Below are 25314 nucleotides of genomic sequence, written 5' to 3' on the forward strand. Positions count from 1 at the left end.
TTTCATGTATGATGCGTCTTTTCCTTCGAGATGAAATAGAGATTTCTGAGATATATAAGTATCCCGAAGGCCTGACCTGCAATAAAGACTATATCGCGCCTTAAAATTGCATAGATTAGCAGCACCAGGCTTCCTGCGATGCTCAGATACCAGAATGCCGTTGGGATCATGCTCTTTTTGCGCCTTTCAGAATATATCCACTGGATAAAAAAGCGCATAAAAAACAGAAACTGGCCGGTAAATCCTATCGCAAGGACTAAAATTTCTTTTTTTGTCAAATTTTCCAGGATCATAGCAGATATTTGTTTTGATAACCTCGTGGGGTGATCATACGGTTGTTCCAGACAAAGGTCAAGGAGTTACCTATGATAACCGTTGTCTGCATGTTGATTGCTGCATTGCACATGGCGTCAAGGTCTGTGATGGTCACTGACTCTTCGTCCCTTGTGGCTGCCATGACTATGCCAACAGGGGTTTCGGGCGGACGGTATTCAAGGATGATGTCCCTGGCCCTCATGATGTGTCCTTCCCTGCGTTTGGATCTGGGGTTGTAGAGTACTATCACCATGTCAGCGGATGCAGCGGCCTTGAGCCGCATCTCTATGACCTCCCATGGGGTAAGGAGATCCGAAAGGCTTATGGCTGCAAAGTCGTGCATGATCGGGGCGCCAAGCCTTGAGGCGCAGGCATTTAAAGCAGCAATCCCCGGAATGACCCGGATATCCACATCCAAACCATCTGCCCTTGCCAGTTCGAATACAAGACCGGCCATGGCATATATCCCGGGGTCTCCGCCCGAGACAAGGGCCACGGTCTTCCCGTTTCCCGCGAGATCAAGCGCCTTTCTGCAGCGCTCGACCTCTTTCATCATCTCTGAGGAGATGACTTCCTTGCCCGTAAGCAGGGCAGGTATGAGTTCGAGATAGGTCTTGTATCCGATGACCACGTCTGCCTTGCTGATTGCATCCATCGCCGCCGGGGTGACGTGCTCAAGCCCTCCTGGACCTGTTCCTACCACGTAAAGTCTGCTTCGGCCACCGCCACTGTAACTTCCTTCCATTTGGTCTTCTCCACTAAAAGTCTTTTTGTCCCGGCGCTCAGTATGGCCGCGGGCTCACATACCCCGCCTACACCTGTGGCCTCCATAACGATCATTGAAGACTCCCTGATCGGAATTTTGCTGAGGAGGTTTTTTGAATAAAATTCGACGTCTACGCCGAGCATCCTTGCATATTTCATCAGCCCGTCTTCATCCTTTTTTATGTCGATTGAGGCGAGATTGCGAATGGAAAGGGGGGAAAGGCCATTAATTTTAAATGTTTTGTTTACAGCGTGGGCGATTTTTTCCATTGATGTGCCCCGGTTGCACCCGATTCCTACGACAAGGTTCCTCGGCCTGAGGAACAGCGGACCTTTAAAAGACCATATACGGTTCGATACAACAATATCGGCTGTATCCGGCGCATCAGTCTTTACAAGTCCTGGCGGAAGGGCGGGGAGCCTGACCTCTGAATATATGCTGACCGAGCCCTTATTTACAAGCCTGGCGCTTACACGGGTGAGCGCCTTTCCGTCTTCCACCGCAAGATCAAGCCCTTTTGCCCAGAGATCAACGGCGGCCAGACCTAGGATGTCCGATGCAGTGGTTATCACGGCCTCGGCGCCTATGCTCTCTGCAACACGCCTTGCAAGGTCGTTTCCGCCGCCTATGTGTCCTGAAAGCAGGCTTATGGCGAATCTCCCTACCTCGTCCACCACCACTACACAAGGATCTTTTTTCTTGTCCTTAAGATGAGGTGCTATGGCCCTTACGACAATGCCGGTCGCCATGATGAAGACAAAACCGTCGTAATCCGTCCATATGCGTCCGACTGTCTCACGGACAGGGCTGGGCTCAGGGATCACCTCGGCCCTGCCGGTCTTGGAAAGATCATCGGCGATCCTCTTTGCAAGCCCTTTCGTCCTGTCTGTAAGGGCAAGAATCGCTACATTCATTTCCTATACCCATGTGTGAAGTCTTTTGCATAAAGCCTCGATTTTTCGTAACTTTCTTTTTCTCCAAAAACCTTGCCAACGGCTATGACGGCGGTCTTTTCAACCCCTGCATCCCTTGCCAGCCCTGATATGGTGGAGAGCCTGCCCCTTATTATCCTCTCTTCAGGCCATGTCGCCTTCTCTATCACTGCGACAGGCGTATCGTTCGGATATCCGCCGTCTATCAGATCATGCACGACCTCGTCTATCATGCCGGCGCTCAGGAGGATCATCATGGTGGCCTGATGCCCGGCGAGCGATTTAAGCCCCTCGCCTTCGGGCACAGGGGTGCGGCCTTTGCGTCTTGTAATGATGACGGTCTGTGAGATGCCTGGGATTGTAAGCTCGGTCTTTAACGCCGCAGCCGCCGCGGTCACAGAGCTGACACCAGGTATGACATCAAACGGGATGCCAAGGTCTTTGAGCGCGTCCATCTGCTCCTGTATGGCCCCGTAGATGGCAGGGTCCCCTGTGTGCAGGCGCACAATCCTCTTTCCCTCTCTCCATGCCCTGGCCATGATTGCTGTTGTCTCATCGAGTGTAAGCCCTGAAGAGTCATGGGCCTCGGCCTTTATGTCCTGAATCAGGGCCGTTGGCACGAGGCTTCCTGTATAGATCACCACATCTGCCTCATCGAGCAGCCTCCTGCCCTTTAATGTGATGAGCTCGGGGTCGCCTGGGCCCGCCCCTACAAAAGAGACCGGTTTCATCGCCGAACCCCTGTTCCAGTTGCCTTTCTTACAATAATGGTGGAAAAGTAGTGAAGCGGCCCAATGGATGAGGACTTTATGTCACGAATGACCCTTTCGTCCTCAAGACTTGAGCGCTCAATAAGTACGGCCCTTTTGGTCAGGCCGAGCTCATCCAGGATAGCTGTGATTTTATCCATTACGTTATGCACCTTCATAAGGACTATCGTATCAAAGGTCAAAAGGGCGTCTCTTATGCGTATGTCTTCAAATGTCGCAGGGATGACGACCATCTGTTCATCTCCAAGACACAAAGGGATGGTTGCAGAGGCCGCACCCGCGCTTATGGATGATACCCCGGGGATGATTGTGACATTAAAATCTGGCATGAGATCCATCAGGGTCTCGCAGACATAGAAACCAGTGCTGTATATGCCTGGATCGCCCATTGTCGGGAAGGCTACGTCTTTGCCCTGTAAGAGCCTTGCTGATATGGCATTTGCCGCCTCCCGCCAGGCCATGACCATGTCTTTGTCCCCAAGGCCTTTTCTGACCTTTTTCATGGGGAAGTGGACATCAAGGACCTCCTTACCTTCCCTTGAGACCAGGCGTTCAATGATGGAAAGGGCCACGCTTCCGCCATTTTCTCTCCCCTTTGGCGCAAGCCAGACGGGAGATTGTTTTAAGACATCCAAGGCCTTTAGTGTCATAAGCCCTGGATCCCCCGGTCCTACGCCTACAACAAAGAATTTTCCGGTCATTTTACCCCTGTTATAATGGAAATTGGATTTAGATTTAAAGACGTCCCGTCTTCGAGTTTCCGTCTCGTGACGCTTATTTCGCTTATATCTACTTCAAGCCCTGCCTCGCACATAAGCCTTGGGGCGAGATCCCTGGTCTTTGCCGTTACGGCGTTTATCACGATCCGCCCGCTGTTTTTAAGCCTTCTGGCAGTGGATGCGATGATCCCAGGGAGGCTTCCGCCGCTTCCGCCTATAAAGACCCGGTCAGGGTCCGGAAGGCCGGACAGCACGCCAGGCGCCTCGCCATGGACAGGGGTTATGTTCCAAACGCCAAATCTCATTATGTTTGTGCGGAGATTGAACATCTCAGCCCCATCTTTTTCGATGGCGAATATCTTGAGCCTAGGCGAGATGCGCCCGGTCTCTATGGAGACGGAGCCGCTTCCAGCCCCTATGTCCCAGAGTACGCCCTCTTTCGGGGGTCTGAGCCTGTGGATTGTAACGGCCCTGACCTCATCCTTGGTAATAAGCCCGCGGCTGTGCTCGATTTGAGACTCAGTGAGGCCGAAGACAAATGGATGATCTTCATCCTCAGCCCTTGTCTTCCTGATGACGATCATGACATTCGGCTCGGCGAATTCCTGGCCTACCGCCTCATCAAGTCTGCCCTCAAAGACCCGCTCGTCTTTCATCCCAAGCCTTTCCCCCACAAAGACCAGATAATCACCGCGGCGATCAGGCGGCAGGGCGTCAAGGAGCCTCTTTACTATGAAGGACGGGCTGCGCACGCTATCGGTCAAGATAAAGACCTTTTGATGCGGAAGGATGCGGCCATGGATATCGTCAATCTCCCTCCCGTGCAGGCTCAAAAAGTGTGCGTCGTCCCATGGCTCCTTAAGGCATGAAAAGGCAAGCTGCATGGAGGAAAGGGCAGGGTAGATCGTTATGACGTCCCTTTCAAATTCCTTGATGATCAGGCGGCCTATGCCGTAAAAGAGCGGGTCTCCGTCTGCAAGGACAGCGACATCTGTTTTGTTTAGCGCATCCCTTATGGCCTTTATGGCCTCTTTTATCGGGACGATCGGAATGATGCCGAGGTCTGCGCTATGGATAAAAGAACGGAATCTCTCAGGAGTTACTGCATAGCCACAAGATAAGATAGCATTTCTGCCCATTTTCGACGGACCTTCAGGCCCTATGCCGATAAGGTGCAACCTATGCACGTTCAGCCACCTCGCCTGAATCTATCAGATAGACCGAGACCGGGATACCTGCCACACCCTCTGCAAATGCCTTTGCCCTTTTGCACACAAGGCAGATTATCTCCTTTTCCCCAGCCTCCTTTAGCCGCCAATAGATCTCCCTTGCGGTGTTCGCATTATAGAACTTATCGGAGTCCTTGAGGCCGAGGTCTTTCAGGAACGAGACCATGCCGCCGATCTCGAGCACTCCATGCCGCACATGGGTCTGAGGGATGCCCATTGCGGCCTTTACAAGCTTTGCCCACATACACCCAAGGTGCAGCCTTGAAAAGCCGTGGGCCCTGGCCTCAAGGAGGGAGAATTCGAGGTAGTCGCCCATCATCACATAGGCCTCTTCAGGAAGCCCCAGTTCCGCCTCAAGGACTGCCTCTGATGTGCGGCCGGTGGAGAGCGCCACCTCTGAAAGCCCCGCTGCCCGCGCCACATCCATGGATGCCTTGATGGTGGCCGTCCATGCCTCGGCGGATATGGGCCTTACGATACCGGTGGTGCCGAGGATGGAAATCCCTCCCAATATTCCAAGGCGTCTGTTCAGGGTGTGCTCCGCAAGTCTCTCCCCATCCGGCACGGAGATGGTGACCTCGATGCTAAATGCCTCTTTGTTCGCACAGGCAGCCTCGGAAATGGCCTCTTCCACCGCCTTTTTGATCATCTTTTTTGGCATAGGGTTTATGGCTGGCTCGCCAACCTGTACAGGCAGTCCTGGCTTTGTAACAATGCCGACCCCTGGCCCCCCGAGTATCCTGATCCTATCTTTCCCTGTCTCGATAACCCTTATCAAGGCCTCTATCTCGGCACCGTTCGTTACGTCAGGGTCGTCCCCTGCATCCTTGATTATTGACGCAACTGCTGTGTAAGGGCCGGCCAGGGCTGCCATATGCACGGCGAATGTCACCCTGCCGCCTTGTGGAAATGGTATCTCGACCCGTGGCTGAAGGTCTTTTGTAAGGAGACAGAGTGTTGCAGCCTTTGCCGCTGCAGCTGCACAGGCCCCTGTGGTATAGCCTGAGCGGAGTCTTTTCATGTCTCACATTCCGCAAGACGAAGGAGTGCGTTTACAATCGCGGCGGCCGCAGGGCTTCCGCCTTTTCTGCCGAGGATCGTTATGAAGGGGTATGGCCTTGAAGACAGAAGTTCCTTTGATTCCGCTGCATTTACAAAGCCGACCGGAGTACCGACCAGCAGCGAGTTGCAGCCGTTCCTGTCTATATATTTGACGGCGCTTAAAAGTGCGGTCGGGGCGTTTCCTATGGCGATTATACCAATATCGTTTTGATCTATTCCGATCTCTATGGCCGCATCGGCCCTTGTACGACCCTCTTCCTGTGCCTTCTTCGCGGCACCAGGATCCGCGATCAAACACATGACCCTGCCGCCGAACCTTGAAAGCCTTGTCTTGTCTATACCTGCGGCAACCATGTTTACATCGGTCAGCACGTCTTTTCCCGCCCTTACAGCCTCGATTCCGGCCTGAATGGCCTTTGGATGAAATTTCATCTGGGAGGCGATCGAGACGTCACCAGTGGCATGAACCACCCGTATAACTACGGAGAGCTCATCCTGGTTAAACGGTGTCTGTCCGAGTTCCTCCCTTATTATCCTGAAACTCTCTTCTTCGATCTCGTCTGGCCTTGAAAACCTCAGCTCAAATTCCATGGCCTCCTGCTCCCTTTGAAAACTCGATGAACCTCCTGACCGCCCACGGTGTGTTGCCGAAATGGATGTGTATGTAGCTGCCCAGCGTATTTTTGATTAGGTAGCCACTGAACCTCCCGTCTGCAAGCCGGAATGTACGATCGACCTCAGGCGGCATCTCTTCTATGGTCGAATAGTGGAACTCATGGCCTTTGAGCCTGGGGATGCCATGCTGTGCAAAGGCGGTCCGCAAACCCTCCTTGTACATAGCCGCAAATGGTCCAGAGACAGGTTCTATCTCCCTGTATCCGAGTGCTGACAAGCGGTAGTTCATCTTGGCTCTGACCGGATATATGCCGACCATTGGATAGAATTTTTGGTCAAGGCCTTCTATACCCTGGGTAAGGTACATAAAACCGCCGCATTCGGCATAAACGACCCCGCCTCTAATCGACCAGTCCCTGATCGAATTGAGCATCTCATGGTTTTCAGAGAGCCGTTCAGCATAGAGTTCAGGATAGCCGCCGCCAAGATATATAGCATCTATACCATCAGGGATGGCTGTATCTGAAAGTGGACTGAATTCTGTTATCCTCGCCCCCATTTTTCGGAACAGATCGAGATTGTCTTCATAATAGAAACAGAATGCCTCATCTCTTGCAATTCCTATGGTTATTTCATGCCCTTGGGTGTATCCGTCATTGTTGTTCTTAGGACCGTCTCCGCCTGTCTCGGAAATAGTACAGTCCAGATTCAAAGGCTCTTTGATTTTAACTGGTTTTATCTGGAGGTCCATAAGTCTTTCTAGATCAATGAAATCGGACACCGCACAGGAAAGCCTTTCTACAGCCTTTTTATCGAGCGGGGCGTCGTTTGCCATAAATAGCCCGAGGTGGCGGCTTGGTATCTCAAAATTCAGGTCCCTTGGGAGGTACCCCAGAAACAGATCAGAGTTACAGTGCCTTTTAATGGCGTCTTTTAAGAGATCAAGGTGCCTTTGGCTCCCGACCCGGTTAAGAATTACGCCTTGGACAAGACCCGGGTCAAACACCTCGAAGCCCTTTATAATAGCGGCGACCGTTTCTGCCATTGAACGTACGTCAATGACCAGGATAACCGGTAATCCAAGGCATCTTGCGAGAGATGCACTGCTCGAGACCCCGCCGTCAAAAAGACCCATAACCCCCTCGACTACGGCTATATCCGCCCCTTTTGCATGGTCAAAGAAGGTCTCTTTTACAAAATCCTCCCCGCACATCCATATATCCAGGTTCCTTGACATCCTTCCTGTCACCATGTGGTGCAGGGTGGGGTCTATGAAGTCGGGCCCGCATTTAAAGGGTTGGACATCGAGACCCTTTGACTTAAGGGCCGCCATGATGCCAAGTGCCACGGTGGTTTTACCTACTCCGCTTTGGGTGCCGGCGATGAGGAACGTCTTCATAGAGACATTATTCACTTCTCTCCGCATATCTCTATACCACTGTCTTTAGCGGCATCTTTTATATGTCTTACAAAGATGTCTGCAAATGCATCGTTTTCACTAAGACCGTGGATGTCTGCGATCACCTTTATTCCAGCTGACTCAAGCCGCCGTTTCCACGAAGTATTAGCGTCGCCTGCCATATCATTTCGTGCATGGTCACCAGCCACTTCCATGAATGGTTTGAGCAGCACCTTTCTTATCTTTTCAGCCTTAAGTTTGTCCATGACTTGATCAAAAGATGGAAAGCCTTCTACTGTACCTATGAAGATCTTGGCATCCGGGTACATGGAGCGCATGACGTCTTGGAGTTCTGCATAGGCTCCTGACGAATAATATTTGTTTCCATGTCCCATATAGACAAGGGCCGCCTTTTTTCTTTGGGCCTCTCGGACATCTTCCGCTACAGCCCTTGCCGCTTCCTTAATATCGTCTATATACGGATGGACATCGCCGTTTGCGCCAAGTGCGGGTCTGCCTATAGCCAGCCTTTCAAACGGCATATTTTTGGTTTTAAGGGTTTTTATGGCCTCAAGCCCCTTGACATAAGAGACAAGGTCGTCGTACTCCTCGCCGTTATATATGTGTAGCGACTGAACTATTATATTAGAATAGCCTTTGTCTTGAAGGTCGGCTATGGTCGCCAACGGGCCTTTTACGCTGAAGATATCGGGCGGCAACGACTTGTTTGCTGCCTTAAAGTCCTTATCGTGTATCCTCTTGTGCCATATCTTGCGGATCATGTTTGATGTAAATGCGACCTTGACCGGTACGCCGGGGCAGGCATCTTCGACCCGTTTTTTGATATTCATGATGCCGGTAAGTGCCTCAGGATAGCTGGTTCCAAAGGCGGCAAGCACGATAGCGGCGTTTTCTCCTTTTGTCTCTTTTGCAGAGACGCTCACGGATTGCAATCCCAAAGATATTAAAAGCGTTATTATTAACCATGCTGATTCTTTGATCATTTTTTACCTCCTTAAGATCTAGTAGATTTTTTACATAAAACAAAAATCCCGAATCAAACGCCTTGGTTGATAGGCAGTTGGATTCGGGACAGCCCTTTTTATCCGCTTAAATCCTTAAAATTTATCGTTTCAGCCCAAATGGGCGGCCGTTGCTCTTTTTGCCGCGAAGAGCGCGGTTTCTTAAGACAGGCAGGTCTTCTGACTAACGGATCTTCCTAGCGGCTGCAAGTCTTCCCAGGCGATTATTATCTTGCCCAGTGACTCGTTGCAGTTGCAGCCTTAGTCCCCGATCACAGCGGCGGGCCCGTTCCTGATTTGCACAGGATTCCCTATTAAGCCTTACGACACCTGGTTTAGATTTTGGATGTAAATTATTTGCCTTAAAGGGGCTTGTCAAGATAGCGTTTATTTGCAAGGAAGACTTCGCACGCTTTTGATGGATTTTGTGTTATGGTAAATAAAAAGTAAATAAAAAATTAGATAAACCGCACAACCGGTAAAGATGCCAGAAACGATAAAAACAAGCCGCAGCCCGACTGGTTTTTCTGTGCCCTATCAAATTGTCGCATTTAGTATCTTGATGTTGTTTTCGATTGTCGTCGTAATAAGTGGCATAGGCACATATAAGATATCCATCGATGGGGCAAGGAACCTTATGGAGAAGCGGGCGGTGGACATAGCGGTGAACATTGGCATCACGCTAGACCGATTCGGCTTCAAAGAGGAGTTCTTCGAAGAGTTGATCCGCTCAGAGAGATGGAGAGATCTGGCCTTTTTAAGTTTGTATGATCAGGAAGGCACGATCATCCTACATTCAAATCCAAAACTCCTTGGTAGGGAACAGAAAGACGAATATATAGAGAAGGTTATAAGAGATGAATCTCCGCTCATACATTTTTCAACCCTTGCTACAGGCGAAGAGGTCTTTATTTTGGACTTCCCATTGCAGCTACACAAGAGGTTTCTGCGCGTATATCATTCATCTAGATTTAAAAGGGGCATGAAAAAGGATATGGATCAGGAAAAGACAGAAAAGGTATTTTGTCTCAGGGTGGCTATTCATCCATATCCTGCAAATGGGATCGTAAGGAAGGCGAATTTTCAGATAATCCTGGTAGGATTCTCGCTTGTGATACTTTGGGTGCTTGCCATTTTTTTCTTCCTTGCCTGGCGGCGCGGAGAGAGATTCAGGGCGCGGCTTCGAGAGCAGGAGAGGCTTGTGGCCCTGGGGGAGATGGCGGCGGTTCTTGCGCACGAAATCAGGAATCCATTGAGCAGTATAAAGGGGTTTGCCCAATATCATCTTGAACAGGGCGACCTATCGCCGGTCTTAAAGGAGGATATGGGCATTATCGTCGGGGAATCGGAGAGACTCGAGCGTCTTACATTCGATCTCCTGGCCTATGCCAGACCTGCTATGCCGCATGAAGAAGAATTTGATCTTGAAAAATTCTGTAAAGAGCTTGTAAGGGGTCTGGTCGTACCTTCCGACAGAATCAGCATTGTTTTAGACTGCAAGCAGGCAAAGATACGCCTGGATAAGGCTAAGCTTACACAGATAGGGATAAATCTACTTCAAAACGCGGTTGATGCTGTGCATGAGCATGGCGGCGAGGTCGGAGTCGCCATGCGATATGGTGAAGGAAGGTTTGTTATGGATGTCTGGGACAGCGGCCCAGGTCTTCCGGGGGAAGTAAGACAGCACCTGTTCGAGCCGTTTGTTACTACAAAGGCTAGAGGTACCGGGCTCGGCCTTGCCATTGTCAAGCGTCTGACAGAATCCCTTGGCGGTTCAGTAACCATTAAAGATCGAGGTCCTGTAGGGCCTACTGGAGAGGGTGGCGGTACGTTGGCAGAGGTCATTATACCGATTCCTGAGCAGGAGGAAGAATCTTGAGTAAAGAGAAGATGAAGCGGATATATATTTGTCAGTCTTGTAACTATCGATCATTTAAATGGCTTGGTCGATGCCCTGACTGTGGCGTATGGAATTCATTCACAGAAGAGATTGAAACCTGCGCAAGCGCGATATCCCTTAATGCTGGCGGTTGTCCTGAGCGTATGTCAGAGATTGCGACGCGAGCCGAAGGATGCCGCATAATCACCGGCATAAAGGAGCTGGACAGGGTCTTGGGTGGAGGGTTAGTTCCTGGTTCGGTTGTCTTGCTCGGCGGTGAGCCGGGGATCGGAAAATCCACGCTCCTCCTCCAGTTCCTTGGTCATATTTCTGGTCTCGGCAATAAGGTTTTATATATAAGCGGCGAAGAGTCGCCTGAACAGATAAGGATGAGAGCGGAGAGGCTCGGCATCGAGATGGGCGGGAAGGAAGATTTTTGGTTGGCTGGTGAGGTGATGCTCGAACGCATAGAGAGATATGTATCTGAACTGTCACCCATGTTTTTGGCGGTAGATTCCATCCAGACCGTGATTTGTGAGGATTTGGAATCGGCCGCAGGGAGCATCTCACAGATTAGGGAATCGGCTGCAAGGCTCATCCGCATGTCGAAACCGAGGGGGTTGAGCGTATTTCTGATAGGTCATGTCACAAAGGAAGGTGTCATTGCTGGTCCGAGGGTCCTTGAACATCTAGTGGATACCGTACTCTATTTTGAAGGGGAAAGGGGCCACGCCTTCAGGATATTGAGGACCGTAAAGAATCGCTATGGCCCGACCCACGAGATCGGAGTGTTCGAAATGACCGGCGAAGGTCTTAGAGAGATAGTGAATCCTTCAGAGATATTCCTTACCAGCAGATCGGAGGCCGTAGCCGGTTCGGTTGTGACGGTTTGTCTCGAAGGTACAAGACCAATGCTCGTTGAGATACAGGCCTTGGTGAGTCGGTCTTATCTTGCCAATCCCAGACGGACATCTACGGGTTTTGATGCAAATCGCCTTGCCATGCTTGTAGCTGTAGGCGAACGGCATCTGGGGACTGTGCTCTATGACAAGGATATCTTTATTAATGTGGCAGGCGGTCTCAGGATAATTGAACCAGCCGCCGACCTCGCGGTCCTGATGGCCATTGTTTCGAGCCTTAAGGGGATCCCGATCCCTGGAGGAACAGCTTTGTTCGGCGAAGTCGGGCTTACTGGTGAGGTCAGGGCTGTTACAATGTCAGGCGCCAGGCTGAATGAGGCAGCTAGACTAGGCCTTAAATGTTGTTTGATACCTTGGATGGGTGGTAAACAGTCAGATACGCCAAAGGGTCTTGATGTGGAGTTTGTGCGCGACGTCAAGGTATGTGCTGAGCGCCTAGGCCTCTGATCCCTTCTGTGGATAAAGAAATTTATTTGCTTTCCTTGACAGCCAGATGTTATTGCCATAAATTCACAAAAATTGATGCATGTTTTTATACACGATGAAATCAACAATTTAATAATAAAAGGAGTAAAATTATGTCTGCTGACAACGTGTTGCATGTTGGTGATTCCGATTTTGACTCAGTGGTGCTTAAGTCTGACCTACCTGTCTTGGTTGATTTCTGGGCTGCCTGGTGTGGGCCTTGCAGGGCCATCGCCCCTGTTATAGATGAGCTTGCATCTGATTATGCAGGAAGGGTCAAGATAGCCAAGATGAATGTGGATGAAAATCCAATCACCCCTGGAAGGTATGGTATAAGGGCCATTCCAACCCTGATTATCTTTAAGGGCGGCAAGGTAATGGATCAGATAACCGGCGCTGTCGGCAAGGGCGCTATAGAAGCGGTCCTAAACAGGTTATTGTCCTAATGTCAGAGCCGCAACTGATCATTATAGGAGGCGGACCAGCCGGCATGGCCGCTGCCCTCTATGCCGGAAGGGCCATGATCAATACCCTTTTGATCGAAAAGATAGCGCCAGGCGGTCAGATGTTATGGACAGATAAGGTTGATAACTATCTTGGCTTTCCAGACGGGGTGCTGGCCTATGAGCTGGTTGAGAAGATGGCTGCCCATGCGAGGAGATTTGGCGTAAAAGAGATGGCAGGCGAAGTCTCTAACATCGAATCCGATGAGGCGCATGGCTGTGTGCACGTAAAGGTTGGCGATAAGCTCTTTTCCCCTAACGCCGTCATTGTGGCCACAGGGGCAAGCCCGAGGAGGCTTGGTGTAAAAGGTGAGGCTGAATTTACGGGCAAGGGGGTTTCTTATTGCGCTACATGTGACGCTGCGTTTTTCAAAGACCAGAAAGTGGCGGTTGTAGGTGGTGGCGATACGGCCGTGCAGGAGGCCGTTTTCCTTACAAGGTTTGCCAGCAAGGTCTATATTATACATCGTAGGGATCGATTCAGGGCAGTTAAGATACTGGCGCAGCGTGCCTTGTCCGATCCTAAGATAGAGCCTATATGGAATACAATAGTCGAAGAAATAGAGGGCGATAGTGTGGTCAGTGCACTTGCCCTTAGGAACAAGGTAACCGGCGAGCCGAAGAGGCTGCCGGTGGATGGGGTTTTTGTCTTTATAGGCATGGATCCAAATACAGGGTTTGTGCCTGATGCTGCAAAGAAAGACGGACAGGGTTTTTTGATTACCGATGAATGGATGCGTACATCGCTTCCAAGGGTGTTTGCGGCCGGAGATTGCAGATCCAAGCCGCTGCGGCAGATAATCACTGCTGTCGGAGACGGCGCTACGGCCGCTTTTGCAGCAGAACAATTAATCGAGTGAATTAAAGTGATCACTAAATGAGAAAGACAACGTCTCTAATCAGGTGGATCTCCGCCGCGTTCCTGGTTGTATTTTTCGTTAGCCTCGTGTCAGGTTGTGGTAAAAATATTTTCAGCCGCAATGTAAAGAAGACCGGAGAGGAGGAGATGCCGTTTTCGTCTCTGTATCCAACAAGCAAGGCAAGCAGAGGCAATGAAAAGGAGATGGTCATGGAGGCCATGTACGACTATGAAAGGGGGCTTTATTCAACAGCTGCCGAGCAATTTCAGAAGATAAAAGACCAGTTTCCTTTCAGCCCTTATGCCACATTGGCCGAGCTTCATTTGGCGGATTGTAAATTTTATGAGGGTGAATATGAAGAGGCTGTAACCCTTTACGAAGAGTTTGAAAAGCTTCATCCCAACAATGAAGTTGTCCCTTATGTGATCTATCAGGAGGGCAGATGTTACCACAGGCTCATGTCAACTGCAGATAGGGATCAGACGGATACGCGTAAACTCATTGAGACCTATGATCGCCTTTTAAAGCGCTTTCCCAATAGCCCTTATAGCTTTGAGGCAAAGAGGCGCATAAAAGAAGCCAGGCAGATGTTGGCGGAACATGAGTTGGTCGTGGCCCGTTGGTATATACGAACCGGGCAGTATCCACAGGCAAGGGCGCGTCTTCAAAATGTCCTAGATCTATACCCTGATACTCCTGCAAGCATTAGTGCTCAAAAGCTATTGTCAAAGATAGCTCATTCAGGCACAAGGGCAGATCGGGTTGCGGGTGGGCGCGAAAAAAGGGGCTGGATATATAGGCTGTTTCCATTTTAGCCATAAGGCCTTATCAACGATCGGCGCGGATTGATTTTATAAGGTCTATAAAGGCGAGTGCAAGCGGCGACAGAGTTCTGTCTTTACGCCATAGGAGATAAAATCTACGCCGGAGATCCACGCCTTTTAGTGAGGCTGCATGAAAGATGCCCGTGCGGATTTCTTCCTCGACCGCCTTTCTTGAGATTATCGCAAGACCGAGTCCGGCCTTTATCGCCTGCCGCACTGCCTCTGTACTCCCTATCTCGGCTACTATATTTAATCTGTCAAAGCAAGGCCATCCTGCGGACGTAAGCGCCCTTTCCGCTGCCAGCCTGCTGCCCGATCCCTTTTCTCTGACTATGAACGGTTCATATAAGACGTCGTTGAGGTCTATCTCGCTTAAACCGTCTAGTCTATGGCCTTTTGGGACGATCAACACCATTTGATCGTCCATGCATGGCTCAAATATCAGCTCAGGTCTTTCCAGACATGCACCTGCAATGCCTAGTTCTATCTCTCCGGATGCAACCATATCGATGATCCCTGCCGTATCACTGATGCGGAGGACAATGTTTACGTCTTTTCGTGAGGTCTTGAATCGTCCAATGAGGTCTGGCAGTAGATATTGGCCGGGTATATTGCTGCCCCCGATGCGTAATCGTCCGCTTTCACCTTTTACAAAGGCACTCATTGCCTCTTCGGCCTCGGCTACGAGATGGAGGATCTGTTTGGCATATGGATAAAGCGCCTCCCCGGCCTTTGTAGGCAGCACTTCCTTGCCCGTTCTGTCGAACAACTTGGTGTTGAGCGCCTCTTCAAGGGCCTTTATGTGGCCGCTGACAGTGGGTTGAGTGAGATATACAGCCCTGGATGCGCCGCTGAAGCCTTTTTCTTGCCATACAGCCAAGAAGATTCTGAGTTGATGGATATCCAACATAATCTATTATATCTTATTTTGATCTCGGTCAGCAGCCCGATAATAATTTTGAATAAATACCTCGGCCTTTAAACAGGTTATACGGCCCGATATAAAAGACAAGGCCTTATTTTAATAATGATATCAATGACGCCTAGTCGTTGCAGCGGCGACTTCATCGACTTCTTCCAGGTCGATGTAGATCAAGAGTCCTGTTATGTTATTGTCTGGATAGATATCGCCGAAGAGTCTAATATATCTCTTTATCTGTTCGAGATCGGTCCGTTTAGAGCCGCTTGAGGTTTTGAATTCACCGATCAGGATGCCTGCATCGCTCTTGATCACCCTGTCAACCCTGGATATTTCTCCGTTTTCATCGGCGACCTCCATCTCAACCGAGATCTCCGCGCCATCTCCCGGCCAAAAAAGTCGCCTTGCAGCCGGAAGGCAGATGGTCCTTGCTGTTTTGGCTATCCACATATGTATTTCATCTGTCGGGAATCCCGCAAAGATATCTTGGTTTTTTAGCATGATCCTTAGATATGACTCAACCGCAGTAGGTTCGCATCCTGTTTTGATCGGTCCGTTCAATAGGGACAACAGCATGTGAACTGAATCTCCGATCCTGGCGGCATATCTCCTTGCCGCATCCGTCATGGCCTGGACATCTCTTTTTTTCAACAAATGCTGCCAACCAGGGTGTTTTTGTAGCCAATATTCCATGGCTTGCCCTGTCTCAGCTGTCCCCCTATTATCATCTCTAGTGTCCGCAAAGACTTCATGGATCTCGGGGCGTCCTAGTGAGAGGATGCCGTCACTCGGTTGCCAGACCATCTCCAAAAGGTCCTTGAGTCTATTTTTGCCACCCCCCAGTTTGGGCGGCACCAGCATATAAAGTTCATTTTCAGCCCTTGTGACAGCTACATAGAGGGTGTTCAGTTCATCGAGCCATGTCATTTTTCTTTCGTTTTCATACAGCCTTTTCAGCCCTGGCGAGAGCCCGACAAGTTTGGCCGGCAGCTTTAATACCTTAAGCCCTTCATCGGACTGTTCTACAATCCTTATCTTACTGCTGTTTACTGAGAGCCCGATAAAGGGCAGGATCACCACCTTCGATTGGAGCCCTTTTGCCTTGTGGATCGTCATGACCTTGACCGCATCAACCGAGGCGGCCCCTTTTAAAATAAATGGCTCATCCGGTCCATGCCTTATCCAGGACAGGAGGCCGGAAAGTCCGGTGTCCAGAGATTTTTGATGAAATATCTCAAGTAGGTGCAAAATGGCAGGCCAGTGCCTGGTAAACCTGGTCTTTAATTCAAGATCCTTGACGATATAGGTGGTAAGTTCATATGGCGTTAGATATCCCGAAATATCTATCAGTATTTTCAGTACAGCCTGCCAGAATCTCGGGGCCTTCTTTTTTATCTTGCTGTAAAGTGGTTGATCTCTGTCCGGTCCTATCGATTCCAAAAATCTCCATGGGTCTATTCCGACCGATGTCTTCCACCTGTCTTCGATGATCTTGCCTGTGACAACCGCCGAAAGGGCATGGTCGTCGGCAGGATTGTCGAGAAAGTTTAAAAATTGAAGGATTTCACGTACTATACCGTCTTGTCTTATATCCATCTGGCGATTCGATAGGACCGCTATGCCAGCCCGAGAGATAGCATGGGTAAATATTGCGGCCTGGTTGTTGTCTCTCACCAGTACATAGATATCCTGAGGCCTGTTGCGTCTCAATATGTCATCTAGCAGGACCAAGAGCCGCATTGCCGCATCCTCAATGGCTGTTTTGGTGTCTTCCGCCTCCTCTAAAAATTCTATCCTTACATAACCACCATTTTTTTTGCCATTCCGTCCCGGTGGCGGTTTTTGGGCGGCACTTGAAAAGCAGGAAAAGTCTGAATTAAAGCCAAGTTTTTGGTCTTCAGTCCATCTTTTCAGACAATCAGGGTCAAAGAGACTTGCCGTAAAATCCAAGATGACCTTTCCGCTTCTCCAGTTGTGGGGTAGTGCGATATTGAGTACGCCGGATTCAACGATACCTTTGAGGCTGTCAGGTTTTTTTTCAAAGACGTCCCTGTCGCTTCCCCTCCAGCGGTAGAGTATCTGCTTCACGTCGCCTACACAGAATAACGATCCACCTTGAGAGAGGGAGTTTTCTATCAGTGGTGCCAGCCCTTGCCACTGGATGAGGCTTGTGTCTTGGAATTCATCGATCAGGTAGTGAAAGAGCCTTTCTCCAATCCTAAACTCCAGCTCAGAGACGATGAATTTATCGTGCATCTTCTTGACCAATCTGGCGATATCGCTAAAAAAGAGGACATGTGATCGCTTCTTGGATAGGGCCAGTTCTTTCTTCCAATATTTCAAAAGGATTATATATGGAAATGACTCTTCTGTGGCCCTCGAGACAGCATATCGCCTGACTGTATCCCTTATCTTATGCCATGCCTTCATAAATTCTTTGGTTAACCGACGGCGGTCGCAGCGGTTGCATATGTCCCCCGGATCATCTTTTGCTAGATATTTGCTCGACAGACCGCCCGCTACGTCTCCGCACGCGATCTTATTTAAGGCGTCGAACGCCTTCTTGTTCAGCGTTATCCCTTGGGCGTCGGCAAGTCTCATGATCTCTGCCGCCTCATCGCTCAAGAGGTTTGTCAGGGCATGGATATTTTCTGGACGGCGGCCTTCATCAAGATCAGCCCCATATATGCATTCTATTTCATAGAGGTCCATGATCTCTTTGAGGATGGCGTCTCTTGGCCACCAGCTTTTATGGTCTTGAAAGGAAAGATAGTGCAGCACTGCTTTTTTTAGGAAGGCGGCTGCCTTTTCATTCTCTTTGGCAGAGACAAGTAGCACGTCCATGGCGGCTTCATAAAATGGTTTGGGAAATTCAGTCAGTTCATCCTGTTCCGTAAGGCCTAATTCTTGAGGTGCAGCTTTGACCAGTTTATAGAGGAAGCTGTCGATAGTCTTTATCTGCCATTTATCATAGGCATTGATGATTTCATCCACCAGCGCGTGTGCCCTATGTCTTGCCTCGTCTTCGGTTAGATCCGTCAGTTTCAAGACCTCGTCCATTGTCTCGGCATCTCCAAGGGCCATCTTTTTTAGAAAGAGCAGGATCCGCCTTTTCATTTCGGCAGTGGCCTCCCTGGTGAAGGTGATGGCCATGATGTTTTCGAGTATGTTATGGGGGATCTTGGCTGAAAGCAGCAATTGGATGAACCTCATGGCAAGGAGATGGGTCTTGCCCGCACCTGCCGAGGCGCTTACGCGTAATATATGCGGAAACTTCAATTCACTGTCGGACGGGAGCGGATTCATGGTTTTCAACTGTTGATACTTGCAATTAACCGGGGCTGGAATAAAATTTAATTATGTTTTGATCATCAATTTCAAAAAGGATAAACAACCTATGAAAAGACTGCAAGACGCACCATTTCCCTTGATCGCATTTTTTGTCACTGTCCTTGTCCTGTTTTTCTGGACCCAAGATGCCCTTTGTGTGGTTATAGACAGGGTGGCGGCGGTAGTCAATGGGGACGTGATCACCCTCTCTGAGTTGGAGAGATATGCAGAGCCGATACTTAAAAAGTATATGACAAGTGACATTGCACAGGATGAAAGAGAGGGCAAAAAGGAAGAGATACTCAAACAGGTCCTTGCACAGTTAATAGATGAGCGTCTTGTCGAGGCCGAAGTCAAGAGACTTGGCATCAAGGTCAGCGACAAAGAGGTGGATCTTGCAATCGACAGGATATGCAAAGAAAATAATATGACTTTGAATGATCTGAAGAACAAACTCTCTTCCGACGGCATTAAATGGGAGGACTATAGTAACGATATAAAAAAACGCATTGAAAACTCACAGCTTGTAGCTTCTCAAGTCCATTCGAAGATCGTCGTGACCGATGAAGAGGTGCTTTCATATATTAAACGCAACGGACAAGGGTCTTCCTTTGAAAACAAAGGATCCGGTGGAGACGTATTTTATGTATTGGAACAGGTGCTGATATCACCCAGAGATCCAGGTGATCCAAGATCAAAGGATGAGGCGCGAAAAAGGGCGGAAGAGGCCCTGGATGCATTAAAGAAGGGCCGAAACTTTGAAGATGTTGCGCAGGAATATTCATATCCGCCTCTTGATAAGGCAGGTGTCTATCTCGGCACATTTGCAAAGAGAGATATGTCCAAAGAGATACAGGATGCGGTCTGCAAACTGAAGGCCGGTCAGTTTACGGGCATAATAAACAGCCCACAGGGTTTCCAGATTGTGGGGGTCAAGGAGATCACCAAAAATCCTGCAGGACAGATCGATAAAGAGAAGATGGAGACTATCCGTGAGGAACTTTATCGTAAAAAATTGAATGCGAGATTTGAAGAATGGCTGAATGATTTAAGATCAAAGGCCACTATAAGGATACTCCTTTAACCTAAGATATTTAGATGCACGGGATCTTGAAGACAGATGCGGTTATCCTTTCTGTAAGCGATCTTGGAGAGTCCGATAGGCTTGTTACCTTTTATACGCCTGGAAACGGTAAGTTCAAAGCTGTAGCTAAAGGTGCAAAGAGGAGCCGCCGTCGTTTTTTAAACGTCCTTGAACCATTTACGTTGATAAGGCTTGGTGTTGTGCCGCCCCGCACAGACGGTTTGGGCCATGTAGATGCCGCAGAGGTATGTGAAAGCTTTCCAGCTATCAGGGCGGATATGCAGCTCTTTTGCATGGCCAGTCTTTGTTGCGAGATGGTGGATAGGTGGACAAGGGAGCTCGATCCGCACAGAGAGGTCTTTCATCTCCTTGTTTGGTGTCTGAAGGCGTTGGATTCGACATCGTCTCCCAAAAAGATCGCGCTGTTTTTTAAAGTGAAACTCTTGGGTCTTGTAGGCTATGCCCCTGACTGGACAAAATGTTCTATGTGCAAGGACGTTCCGGTAGGTAAAATCGTCCAAGTAACGCTTAAAGATGGCGGTTTTATATGTGAAGGCTGTGCCAACAGGGGGAGCGAGGCAAGGGTAGTCTCGCTCGGTACGCTCAAGACCCTCCATCACATTCAACAAAGGCCTTTAACTGCACTTGGGAGGCTTATAATCTCCGATTCGGCGTTGACAGAGGCATGGGCCTTGATCAAGGCGCTCCATTCATACCGTCTGCATATGACCCCGCTTGCATATCATGTTATAGAGGGGTGTGAAAGGCGTTCATGGCATTTAGGCGGCCGGTAGAGTGCGGCTGCGCCTGAATGAAAACGAGTACGAGACCTCTGCGCCAAAGAGTATCGCCATCCAGCTTATGAGGAGCCATAGTAGAAAGACAGGTATAGCGCCTATAGATCCATAAAGAATGGAATATATGAAGACCTTTCTGGTGTAGATGCTGTATAATTTCGCCGCAGCGAGCCAAAGGATGCCGCCGCTCAAGGCCCCGGCAACAGCCGCTTGGGATTCGACTTTCGTGTCAGGTATAAAAAAATAGATGCACCAAAGAAATATCCAGATAGAAAATAACGGCGCAAGCCTTAGTAATTTGAATATATGAAGGTATTTTAAGACTAACAGCGCCAGCTCGTGTGATGCGAGAAACGCCCTTGCTATGACGGGCATGGCGATCAGCATCGGGACAAATGTAAGGGCTGTTAGATATACTATCCCTTTTCGCCAAAAGGGTTTGCGGCTCTTGACCTTCCATATGTGGTTCAATATATCTTCAAGTTCTATTACAAGCATGACCGCTATAAGAAAGAAGAACAAGAAGCTGAACATACCCAAGGGGGCCTCTTGTGTCTTTTGGATAAGATTTTCTATGGTCTCGAATACGATTTTTTGGCGGCCTGGTGCAAGTATTTCTGAAAGATATCTGAAGAGTAGTGGTTCAAGATATGTCAGATCGCCGAAGAAAAAATGAAATAGCGAGAAGGAAAGGGAAAGGGCCGGGATCAACGTGAAGATGGTTGTATAGGTAAGTGCCTGTGCAGCCATTATACAGCGGTCGTCGATGAATTTTTTTGATGCCAACTTCAATGTCAGCCAGATATCCTTGGATAGCTGCATCGACATGGCAGTATATCGCATACCACAAATCCCTCTTGGAAATTTCTAGTTTAGATCCCTACACCATGAATGGATATCGTACAAGGTACTGTTTATATCTGACCCTGTGTATTGGGTCAAAGAGCAGGCGGCAAACTTCCGCGAGATACAAAGACCGGTTGGCTGTAAGCCGCCCGGCCTTTTGCTTTTAAGAGAAAAAGGATTTTTGTGTGGTCTTTTATATCCGTTATATCCGTTGCATCTGTGGACGTTTGACATTCAGCCATGTCTTGAAATCGGCGAGTGTCGGAACAGTGCTTGCTACAGATACGATTATCGCCGCCAGATATGGAATGGACTGTATAAGCAATACTGCGATCCAGGTCAACACCTCAAGGTCGCTGCCGCCGTAGAATACGAAGATATTGCACGCCGCCAGCATCAACAAGAGAAACATAAGCCCTTCTTCGCGCGCCATGAGTATTCCCTGTATTAATGGCGGTCTTGATTCGTCCTTTGGGGTTCGCAAAAAAGGCTGTTTGGATGTAATCAACCCGCGGAAGACCGCCTTGGCGATCGTGTGCGTCAGGGACATGCCTGCTATAGCAGCCCCTATCCTTTGGGGCAGGGTACATGGAACACGTGTCTTGTACAAGGCCAGGCTGTGCGTGATCTTGAAGGCGAATATACCAAGGGTCGGGACGATGAATGCCGCAAGCGGAAACTCGAAATATTGCGGCCATATAACCAGTCCAGCGGTCCAGCACAGCCCTGCAAAGGTAAATATCATGTGTAGGGCGTCGGCAAACCATGGCAGCCAACCCATGGCAAAGTGATATTTTTGGGCCATGGTTAGACCCCGTCCCTTTTTAAGGTCGGGTACAAGCCACCGCCAATGGTGTTTTATTATCTGCATGGCACCATATACCCAGCGGAAGCGCTGACCCTTATAACCGGCAAACGTGTCAGGCGTGAGTCCGCGGCCGAAACATTCATTTACATATACAGATTCATAGCCAGCATGGAGCAGTCTCATGCCGAACTCGGCATCTTCGCATATACACCATTCAGACCACTTGCCGATTTTATCGATCACCTTTTTCCTTATGAGCGTCATGGTGCCGTGTTGGATAATGGCGTTCCGTTCATTCCTGTGCACCATGCCAATATGGAAAAAGCCATTGTATTCCCAATTGCACATTTCTTTAAATAGGTTCCCCTCCCATCCCCTTTGGTCCTGCGGGGCCTGGACAAAGCCGACGGACGGCCTGTCAAAATGCGGAACAAGCGACCTCAACCAGTTTGGCTGTACTATATAATCGCTGTCTACCACGCCTATGATTTCAGCCTTTGGATCTGTCCGAGTCAAGGCAAAATTTAACGCCCCGGCCTTGTATCCAGGCCATCTGCCAAGGTGGAAGAATTTAAATCTGCGTCCCAGATGTTTGCAGTGTTTCTTGACAGGCTCCCACAGCCTTGCATCATAAGTATTGTTGTCTATTACAAGCACCTCATAGATTGGATAATCGAGCCTCGCCAGGGAGTTGAGCATCTGTATGACCATGTCTGGAGGCTCGTTGCAGACGGCGACATGCAGTGAGACCATAGGCCAATATCTGTCATTAGATCCATTGTAAGACAGAAAACGGCGCCTCAAATTCGGTTTCCATATCATCTCTGTCATCTCGAAGCCGTTTATCAGCACTACCATAAGGAGACCGAACTGGGCTGGAAGGAGTACGCCCCACATAATTTCGCTGAACAAGGGGAGATCGTCCACTATTGGCACAAAGGCCGTCCACGCCATTAAAGAGGCAGCAGCCTGTATCAAAAAGGCGAAGACTGCCTGGCCCAGGGGTCGTATCTCTTTAAAATGTATGAAAAACCAAAGGATGGGAAAGATGGCCAAGGCGAATGCGAGTCCTGCTTCCATGGGCCAGAGTGGATTCTCAAGGATGTCGCCCTGCATCGGGAACTTAGCCTGGCGCTCTACATTAAAGATGCCCCAGTGTGCACCGACAGAGCCTTCAAGTGGGAGTTTCCAGGGCTGATCAAACGCCTCCATTATAAAGTAGTCAAGTTGTTGTCGGCTTGCCACGTTTAGAAACTCGCGGACGAATTTCGCCTCGTTGATGACGCTTGGTTTTGCAGGCCCGCGCCTGGAGCCGGCGCTTGGCCAGCCCACCTCGGCGAGCAGTATGTGTTTTCCTGGAAAGGCATTTTTTACCTGTTCATATCTGCTCATGACCCAGTCGACCGCCCGTTCCGCAGGCACACGTTCCCAGTAAGGAAGGACGTGTATGGCTATATAATCCACATGTTGGGCAAGCTCTTTGTGGGCAAGCCACACATGCCACGGTTCAGCAGTGCTTACAGGGACCTTAACCTCTTTTCTCACCCTTTCGATATATCGGATGAGTTCCGGTACAGTAAGGTCTCCGCGCAGCACTGATTCATTGCCCACAATGACCCGTTCTATATTGTCGTATTTCTTTGCGCTTCTTATTAGGTTCGCTATCTCGCGTTCATTGTTGGCAGGACGTTTGTCAAGCCATGCCCCTGCCGTGACAGTAAGGCCGTATTTTTTGGCAAGGCGCGGGACCTCCTCCATGCCGTTTATTGATGAGTATGTACGGATGCTTGAGACCTTACCCTTAAGGAGGGCCAAGTCCCTGTCCATCTCTTTTACTACCGTTGGAAATTTGTCCTTGAACGGGTCTTCCCATTTTTGATAAGGTGAATAAGAGACACCGGCTACGATGCCGTTCCATGGTTCATCCTGTACCGGTCGATTAAGTCCGGCCCATAAGAGGAGATTCCCCCCGAGGATGAACAGTAGGATCAATGTGCCCGTCCTTCCTAATTTTTTGCCGCAGGTCAAGACAGTCCTTGCTATCTTGGCGGATAACTCCTTTAGATGAGGGATCAATAGCATCTTTTTTGACATGGGTTGTTCCGTTTCTATGGGTTAGTTTGACCGATTGGTCATAGAGTAACGATCTTGAGATGTGAATTTATCTTAGATGTTAGATCTAGTTATGGCGTCTTTTAAAAAATTTTTCTTCTAGTATAATTAATGTAGGTCCAATGCTAGCACTTTTTTAAAACTTGTCCAGTGGTTTTTTTTAATTTGTTTGGCTTTAGGCATATCTAACATATCTAAATATCCATATTTATCCATATTCCGGCAGAGTTTGTTTATCTGTTCAGAAAAAAGGAAATTGTTTTAGTTTCGCTGGTTCTCAGTTTACTGTAGACAGGTTTGTATAGGAATAACAAGATATTTTTTTTATGATAGGCCCTTTATTAAGGAAGGCCATTGATGCCGAATCATTTATTAAAAACAATTGACATCTTGCCTTCTGTTTCTTCTTTTGTATTGGCAAGGCGTAAGGATACTGGCGGATTCGCTGCTACTCCGAGGCTTCCAGCCACTATCGAAGATACATATCACGCCGTCAACATCTTCGGGCTTATCGACAAATTTTACCGCCATTGTACAGTGACCCCAGATTATTACCCAAAAGAAGACGGTGCCCTTCTGCGCTATTTTTCCATCCCTTTCCATTCGCTTCCCGACGACCCGAAGACCGTTTTCCGGTTCCTCAAATGCCTTCGTATCATCGGCCTCGATATAGACGACGACGCCATTTTATCTTATGTGTCTGCACAGCTAAACACGCCTTTTTCCATGCAAAGATGGTATTATCTTGCAAGGATATTGAATGAGGTGCTGGATGCAGGATCAGCATTTGTCGGTATCGTTTCAAAAGGTCCTAGGTATTTTACATGGCGGACTGTTGATGAGGCGCGTATGGGTCTATATCTTGCGAGGATAGGTTGCGGAATCGAGCTTGATGAAATCAAGATGGCCCAATGGCTCAAGGATTGTCAGAATGAAGACGGTGGTTTCGGTTTTTTACCACAAACTACATCTTATATAGAAAATTGCCATTTTTGTCTGGACACCCTTTTATCTCTCGGTGTTGCCCCGAAAGACGCGGATGCCGCATTCGATTTTATAATGGGCTGTCATACAGCGGTTGGTGGTTTTGCAAGAAACGGGATGGCCGCTCCTTTTCTTGACGCAACCTGGCACGCCG

At 49.1% G+C, this 25314-nt stretch carries 22 protein-coding genes and 1 riboswitch; of the genes, 8 read left to right on the forward strand and 14 right to left on the reverse strand.

What is annotated here, in order from left to right; genetic code table 11:
• Positions 1 to 2: 2 nt before the first annotated feature.
• Genes ACP5SG_RS00685 through ACP5SG_RS00730 form a run of 10 tightly spaced genes read right to left on the reverse strand, consistent with a single transcriptional unit; the run spans position 3 to position 8811 of the window.
• Entirely contained in the window at positions 3 to 293 is a 291-nt protein-coding gene (locus ACP5SG_RS00685; RefSeq protein WP_428121028.1) for a lipid-A-disaccharide synthase N-terminal domain-containing protein, read from the reverse strand.
• Positions 290 to 1060, reverse strand: a complete 771-nt coding sequence (cobJ, locus tag ACP5SG_RS00690) for a precorrin-3B C(17)-methyltransferase (protein WP_237887917.1) — start codon at positions 1058 to 1060, stop codon at positions 290 to 292. The genes ACP5SG_RS00685 and cobJ overlap by 4 nt, the downstream gene beginning before the upstream one ends.
• The gene (locus ACP5SG_RS00695) at positions 1012 to 1995 is read right to left on the reverse strand and encodes a cobalt-precorrin 5A hydrolase (protein ID WP_237887919.1); all 984 of its coding nucleotides are present in this window, start codon (positions 1993 to 1995) and stop codon (positions 1012 to 1014) included. Before ACP5SG_RS00695 ends, cobJ begins: the two co-directional genes overlap by 49 nt.
• Positions 1992 to 2744, reverse strand: a complete 753-nt coding sequence (gene cobM, locus ACP5SG_RS00700; protein ID WP_237887921.1) for a precorrin-4 C(11)-methyltransferase — start codon at positions 2742 to 2744, stop codon at positions 1992 to 1994. Before cobM ends, ACP5SG_RS00695 begins: the two co-directional genes overlap by 4 nt.
• Positions 2741 to 3484 (reverse strand): precorrin-2 C(20)-methyltransferase, encoded by a 744-nt coding sequence (gene cobI, locus ACP5SG_RS00705; RefSeq protein ID WP_237887923.1) that lies wholly within the window; start codon positions 3482 to 3484, stop codon positions 2741 to 2743. Before cobI ends, cobM begins: the two co-directional genes overlap by 4 nt.
• Positions 3481 to 4689, reverse strand: a complete 1209-nt coding sequence (cbiE, locus tag ACP5SG_RS00710) for a precorrin-6y C5,15-methyltransferase (decarboxylating) subunit CbiE (RefSeq protein ID WP_428121036.1) — start codon at positions 4687 to 4689, stop codon at positions 3481 to 3483. The genes cobI and cbiE overlap by 4 nt, the downstream gene beginning before the upstream one ends.
• On the reverse strand, positions 4682 to 5752 hold the full coding sequence (locus ACP5SG_RS00715; protein ID WP_428121040.1) for a cobalt-precorrin-5B (C(1))-methyltransferase: 1071 nt from the start codon (positions 5750 to 5752) through the stop codon (positions 4682 to 4684). The genes cbiE and ACP5SG_RS00715 overlap by 8 nt, the downstream gene beginning before the upstream one ends.
• On the reverse strand, positions 5749 to 6384 hold the full coding sequence (locus tag ACP5SG_RS00720; RefSeq protein WP_428121042.1) for a precorrin-8X methylmutase: 636 nt from the start codon (positions 6382 to 6384) through the stop codon (positions 5749 to 5751). Before ACP5SG_RS00720 ends, ACP5SG_RS00715 begins: the two co-directional genes overlap by 4 nt.
• Entirely contained in the window at positions 6374 to 7807 is a 1434-nt protein-coding gene (locus tag ACP5SG_RS00725; RefSeq protein ID WP_428121046.1) for a cobyrinate a,c-diamide synthase, read from the reverse strand. Before ACP5SG_RS00725 ends, ACP5SG_RS00720 begins: the two co-directional genes overlap by 11 nt.
• Positions 7808 to 7818: 11 nt before the next feature.
• Positions 7819 to 8811 carry a sirohydrochlorin cobaltochelatase gene (locus tag ACP5SG_RS00730; RefSeq protein ID WP_424661819.1) on the reverse strand — a complete coding sequence of 331 codons (993 nt, stop codon included), beginning with the start codon at positions 8809 to 8811 and terminating at the stop codon, positions 7819 to 7821.
• Between the two features lie 171 nt (positions 8812 to 8982).
• A riboswitch (cobalamin riboswitch) is annotated at positions 8983 to 9178 on the reverse strand.
• 135 nt (positions 9179 to 9313) lie between these two features.
• Here ACP5SG_RS00730 and ACP5SG_RS00735 point away from each other — a divergent pair.
• The 5 genes from ACP5SG_RS00735 (at position 9314) to ACP5SG_RS00755 (ending at position 14271) form a co-directional block, all read left to right on the forward strand.
• Positions 9314 to 10708: a sensor histidine kinase gene (locus ACP5SG_RS00735; protein ID WP_237887935.1), complete on the forward strand. Its 1395-nt coding sequence runs from the start codon at positions 9314 to 9316 to the stop codon at positions 10706 to 10708.
• Positions 10705 to 12075 carry a DNA repair protein RadA gene (gene radA, locus ACP5SG_RS00740; protein WP_428121052.1) on the forward strand — a complete coding sequence of 457 codons (1371 nt, stop codon included), beginning with the start codon at positions 10705 to 10707 and terminating at the stop codon, positions 12073 to 12075. Before ACP5SG_RS00735 ends, radA begins: the two co-directional genes overlap by 4 nt.
• A gap of 131 nt (positions 12076 to 12206) precedes the next feature.
• Entirely contained in the window at positions 12207 to 12539 is a 333-nt protein-coding gene (gene trxA / locus ACP5SG_RS00745; RefSeq protein WP_428121056.1) for a thioredoxin, read from the forward strand.
• Positions 12539 to 13456, forward strand: a complete 918-nt coding sequence (gene trxB / locus ACP5SG_RS00750) for a thioredoxin-disulfide reductase (RefSeq protein WP_237887941.1) — start codon at positions 12539 to 12541, stop codon at positions 13454 to 13456. Before trxA ends, trxB begins: the two co-directional genes overlap by 1 nt.
• Before the next feature lie 17 nt (positions 13457 to 13473).
• Complete coding sequence (locus tag ACP5SG_RS00755; protein ID WP_237887943.1) at positions 13474 to 14271, forward strand: outer membrane protein assembly factor BamD; 798 nt, start codon at positions 13474 to 13476, stop codon at positions 14269 to 14271.
• A 13-nt stretch (positions 14272 to 14284) separates the two neighbouring features.
• Here the strand turns inward: ACP5SG_RS00755 and ACP5SG_RS00760 are convergent, their stop codons facing one another.
• Positions 14285 to 15190, reverse strand: a complete 906-nt coding sequence (locus ACP5SG_RS00760; protein ID WP_428121062.1) for a selenium metabolism-associated LysR family transcriptional regulator — start codon at positions 15188 to 15190, stop codon at positions 14285 to 14287.
• 123 nt (positions 15191 to 15313) lie between these two features.
• Positions 15314 to 18505, reverse strand: a complete 3192-nt coding sequence (locus tag ACP5SG_RS00765; protein ID WP_428121065.1) for a UvrD-helicase domain-containing protein — start codon at positions 18503 to 18505, stop codon at positions 15314 to 15316.
• A 91-nt stretch (positions 18506 to 18596) separates the two neighbouring features.
• On the opposite strand from ACP5SG_RS00765, the gene ACP5SG_RS00770 reads away from it, so the two are divergent.
• A complete protein-coding gene (locus ACP5SG_RS00770; RefSeq protein ID WP_237887947.1) occupies positions 18597 to 19613 on the forward strand; it encodes a peptidylprolyl isomerase in 1017 nt (338 codons plus the stop codon).
• A 14-nt stretch (positions 19614 to 19627) separates the two neighbouring features.
• The gene (gene recO / locus ACP5SG_RS00775; protein ID WP_428121070.1) at positions 19628 to 20407 is read left to right on the forward strand and encodes a DNA repair protein RecO; all 780 of its coding nucleotides are present in this window, start codon (positions 19628 to 19630) and stop codon (positions 20405 to 20407) included.
• Here the strand turns inward: recO and ACP5SG_RS00780 are convergent.
• A complete protein-coding gene (locus ACP5SG_RS00780; protein ID WP_237887950.1) occupies positions 20393 to 21253 on the reverse strand; it encodes a YihY/virulence factor BrkB family protein in 861 nt (286 codons plus the stop codon). The genes recO and ACP5SG_RS00780 overlap by 15 nt on opposite strands.
• Before the next feature lie 205 nt (positions 21254 to 21458).
• The gene (locus ACP5SG_RS00785; RefSeq protein WP_424661524.1) at positions 21459 to 24158 is read right to left on the reverse strand and encodes a glycosyltransferase; all 2700 of its coding nucleotides are present in this window, start codon (positions 24156 to 24158) and stop codon (positions 21459 to 21461) included.
• A 432-nt stretch (positions 24159 to 24590) separates the two neighbouring features.
• Here ACP5SG_RS00785 and ACP5SG_RS00790 point away from each other — a divergent pair.
• Positions 24591 to 25314, forward strand: a 724-nt coding sequence (locus ACP5SG_RS00790; protein WP_428121076.1) for a prenyltransferase/squalene oxidase repeat-containing protein, incomplete at its 3' end; no start/stop codon positions are given.

The sequence above is a fragment of the Dissulfurimicrobium sp. genome (genome assembly GCF_049968175.1).
Lineage (GTDB): Bacteria > Desulfobacterota > Dissulfuribacteria > Dissulfuribacterales > Sh68 > Dissulfurimicrobium > Dissulfurimicrobium hydrothermale.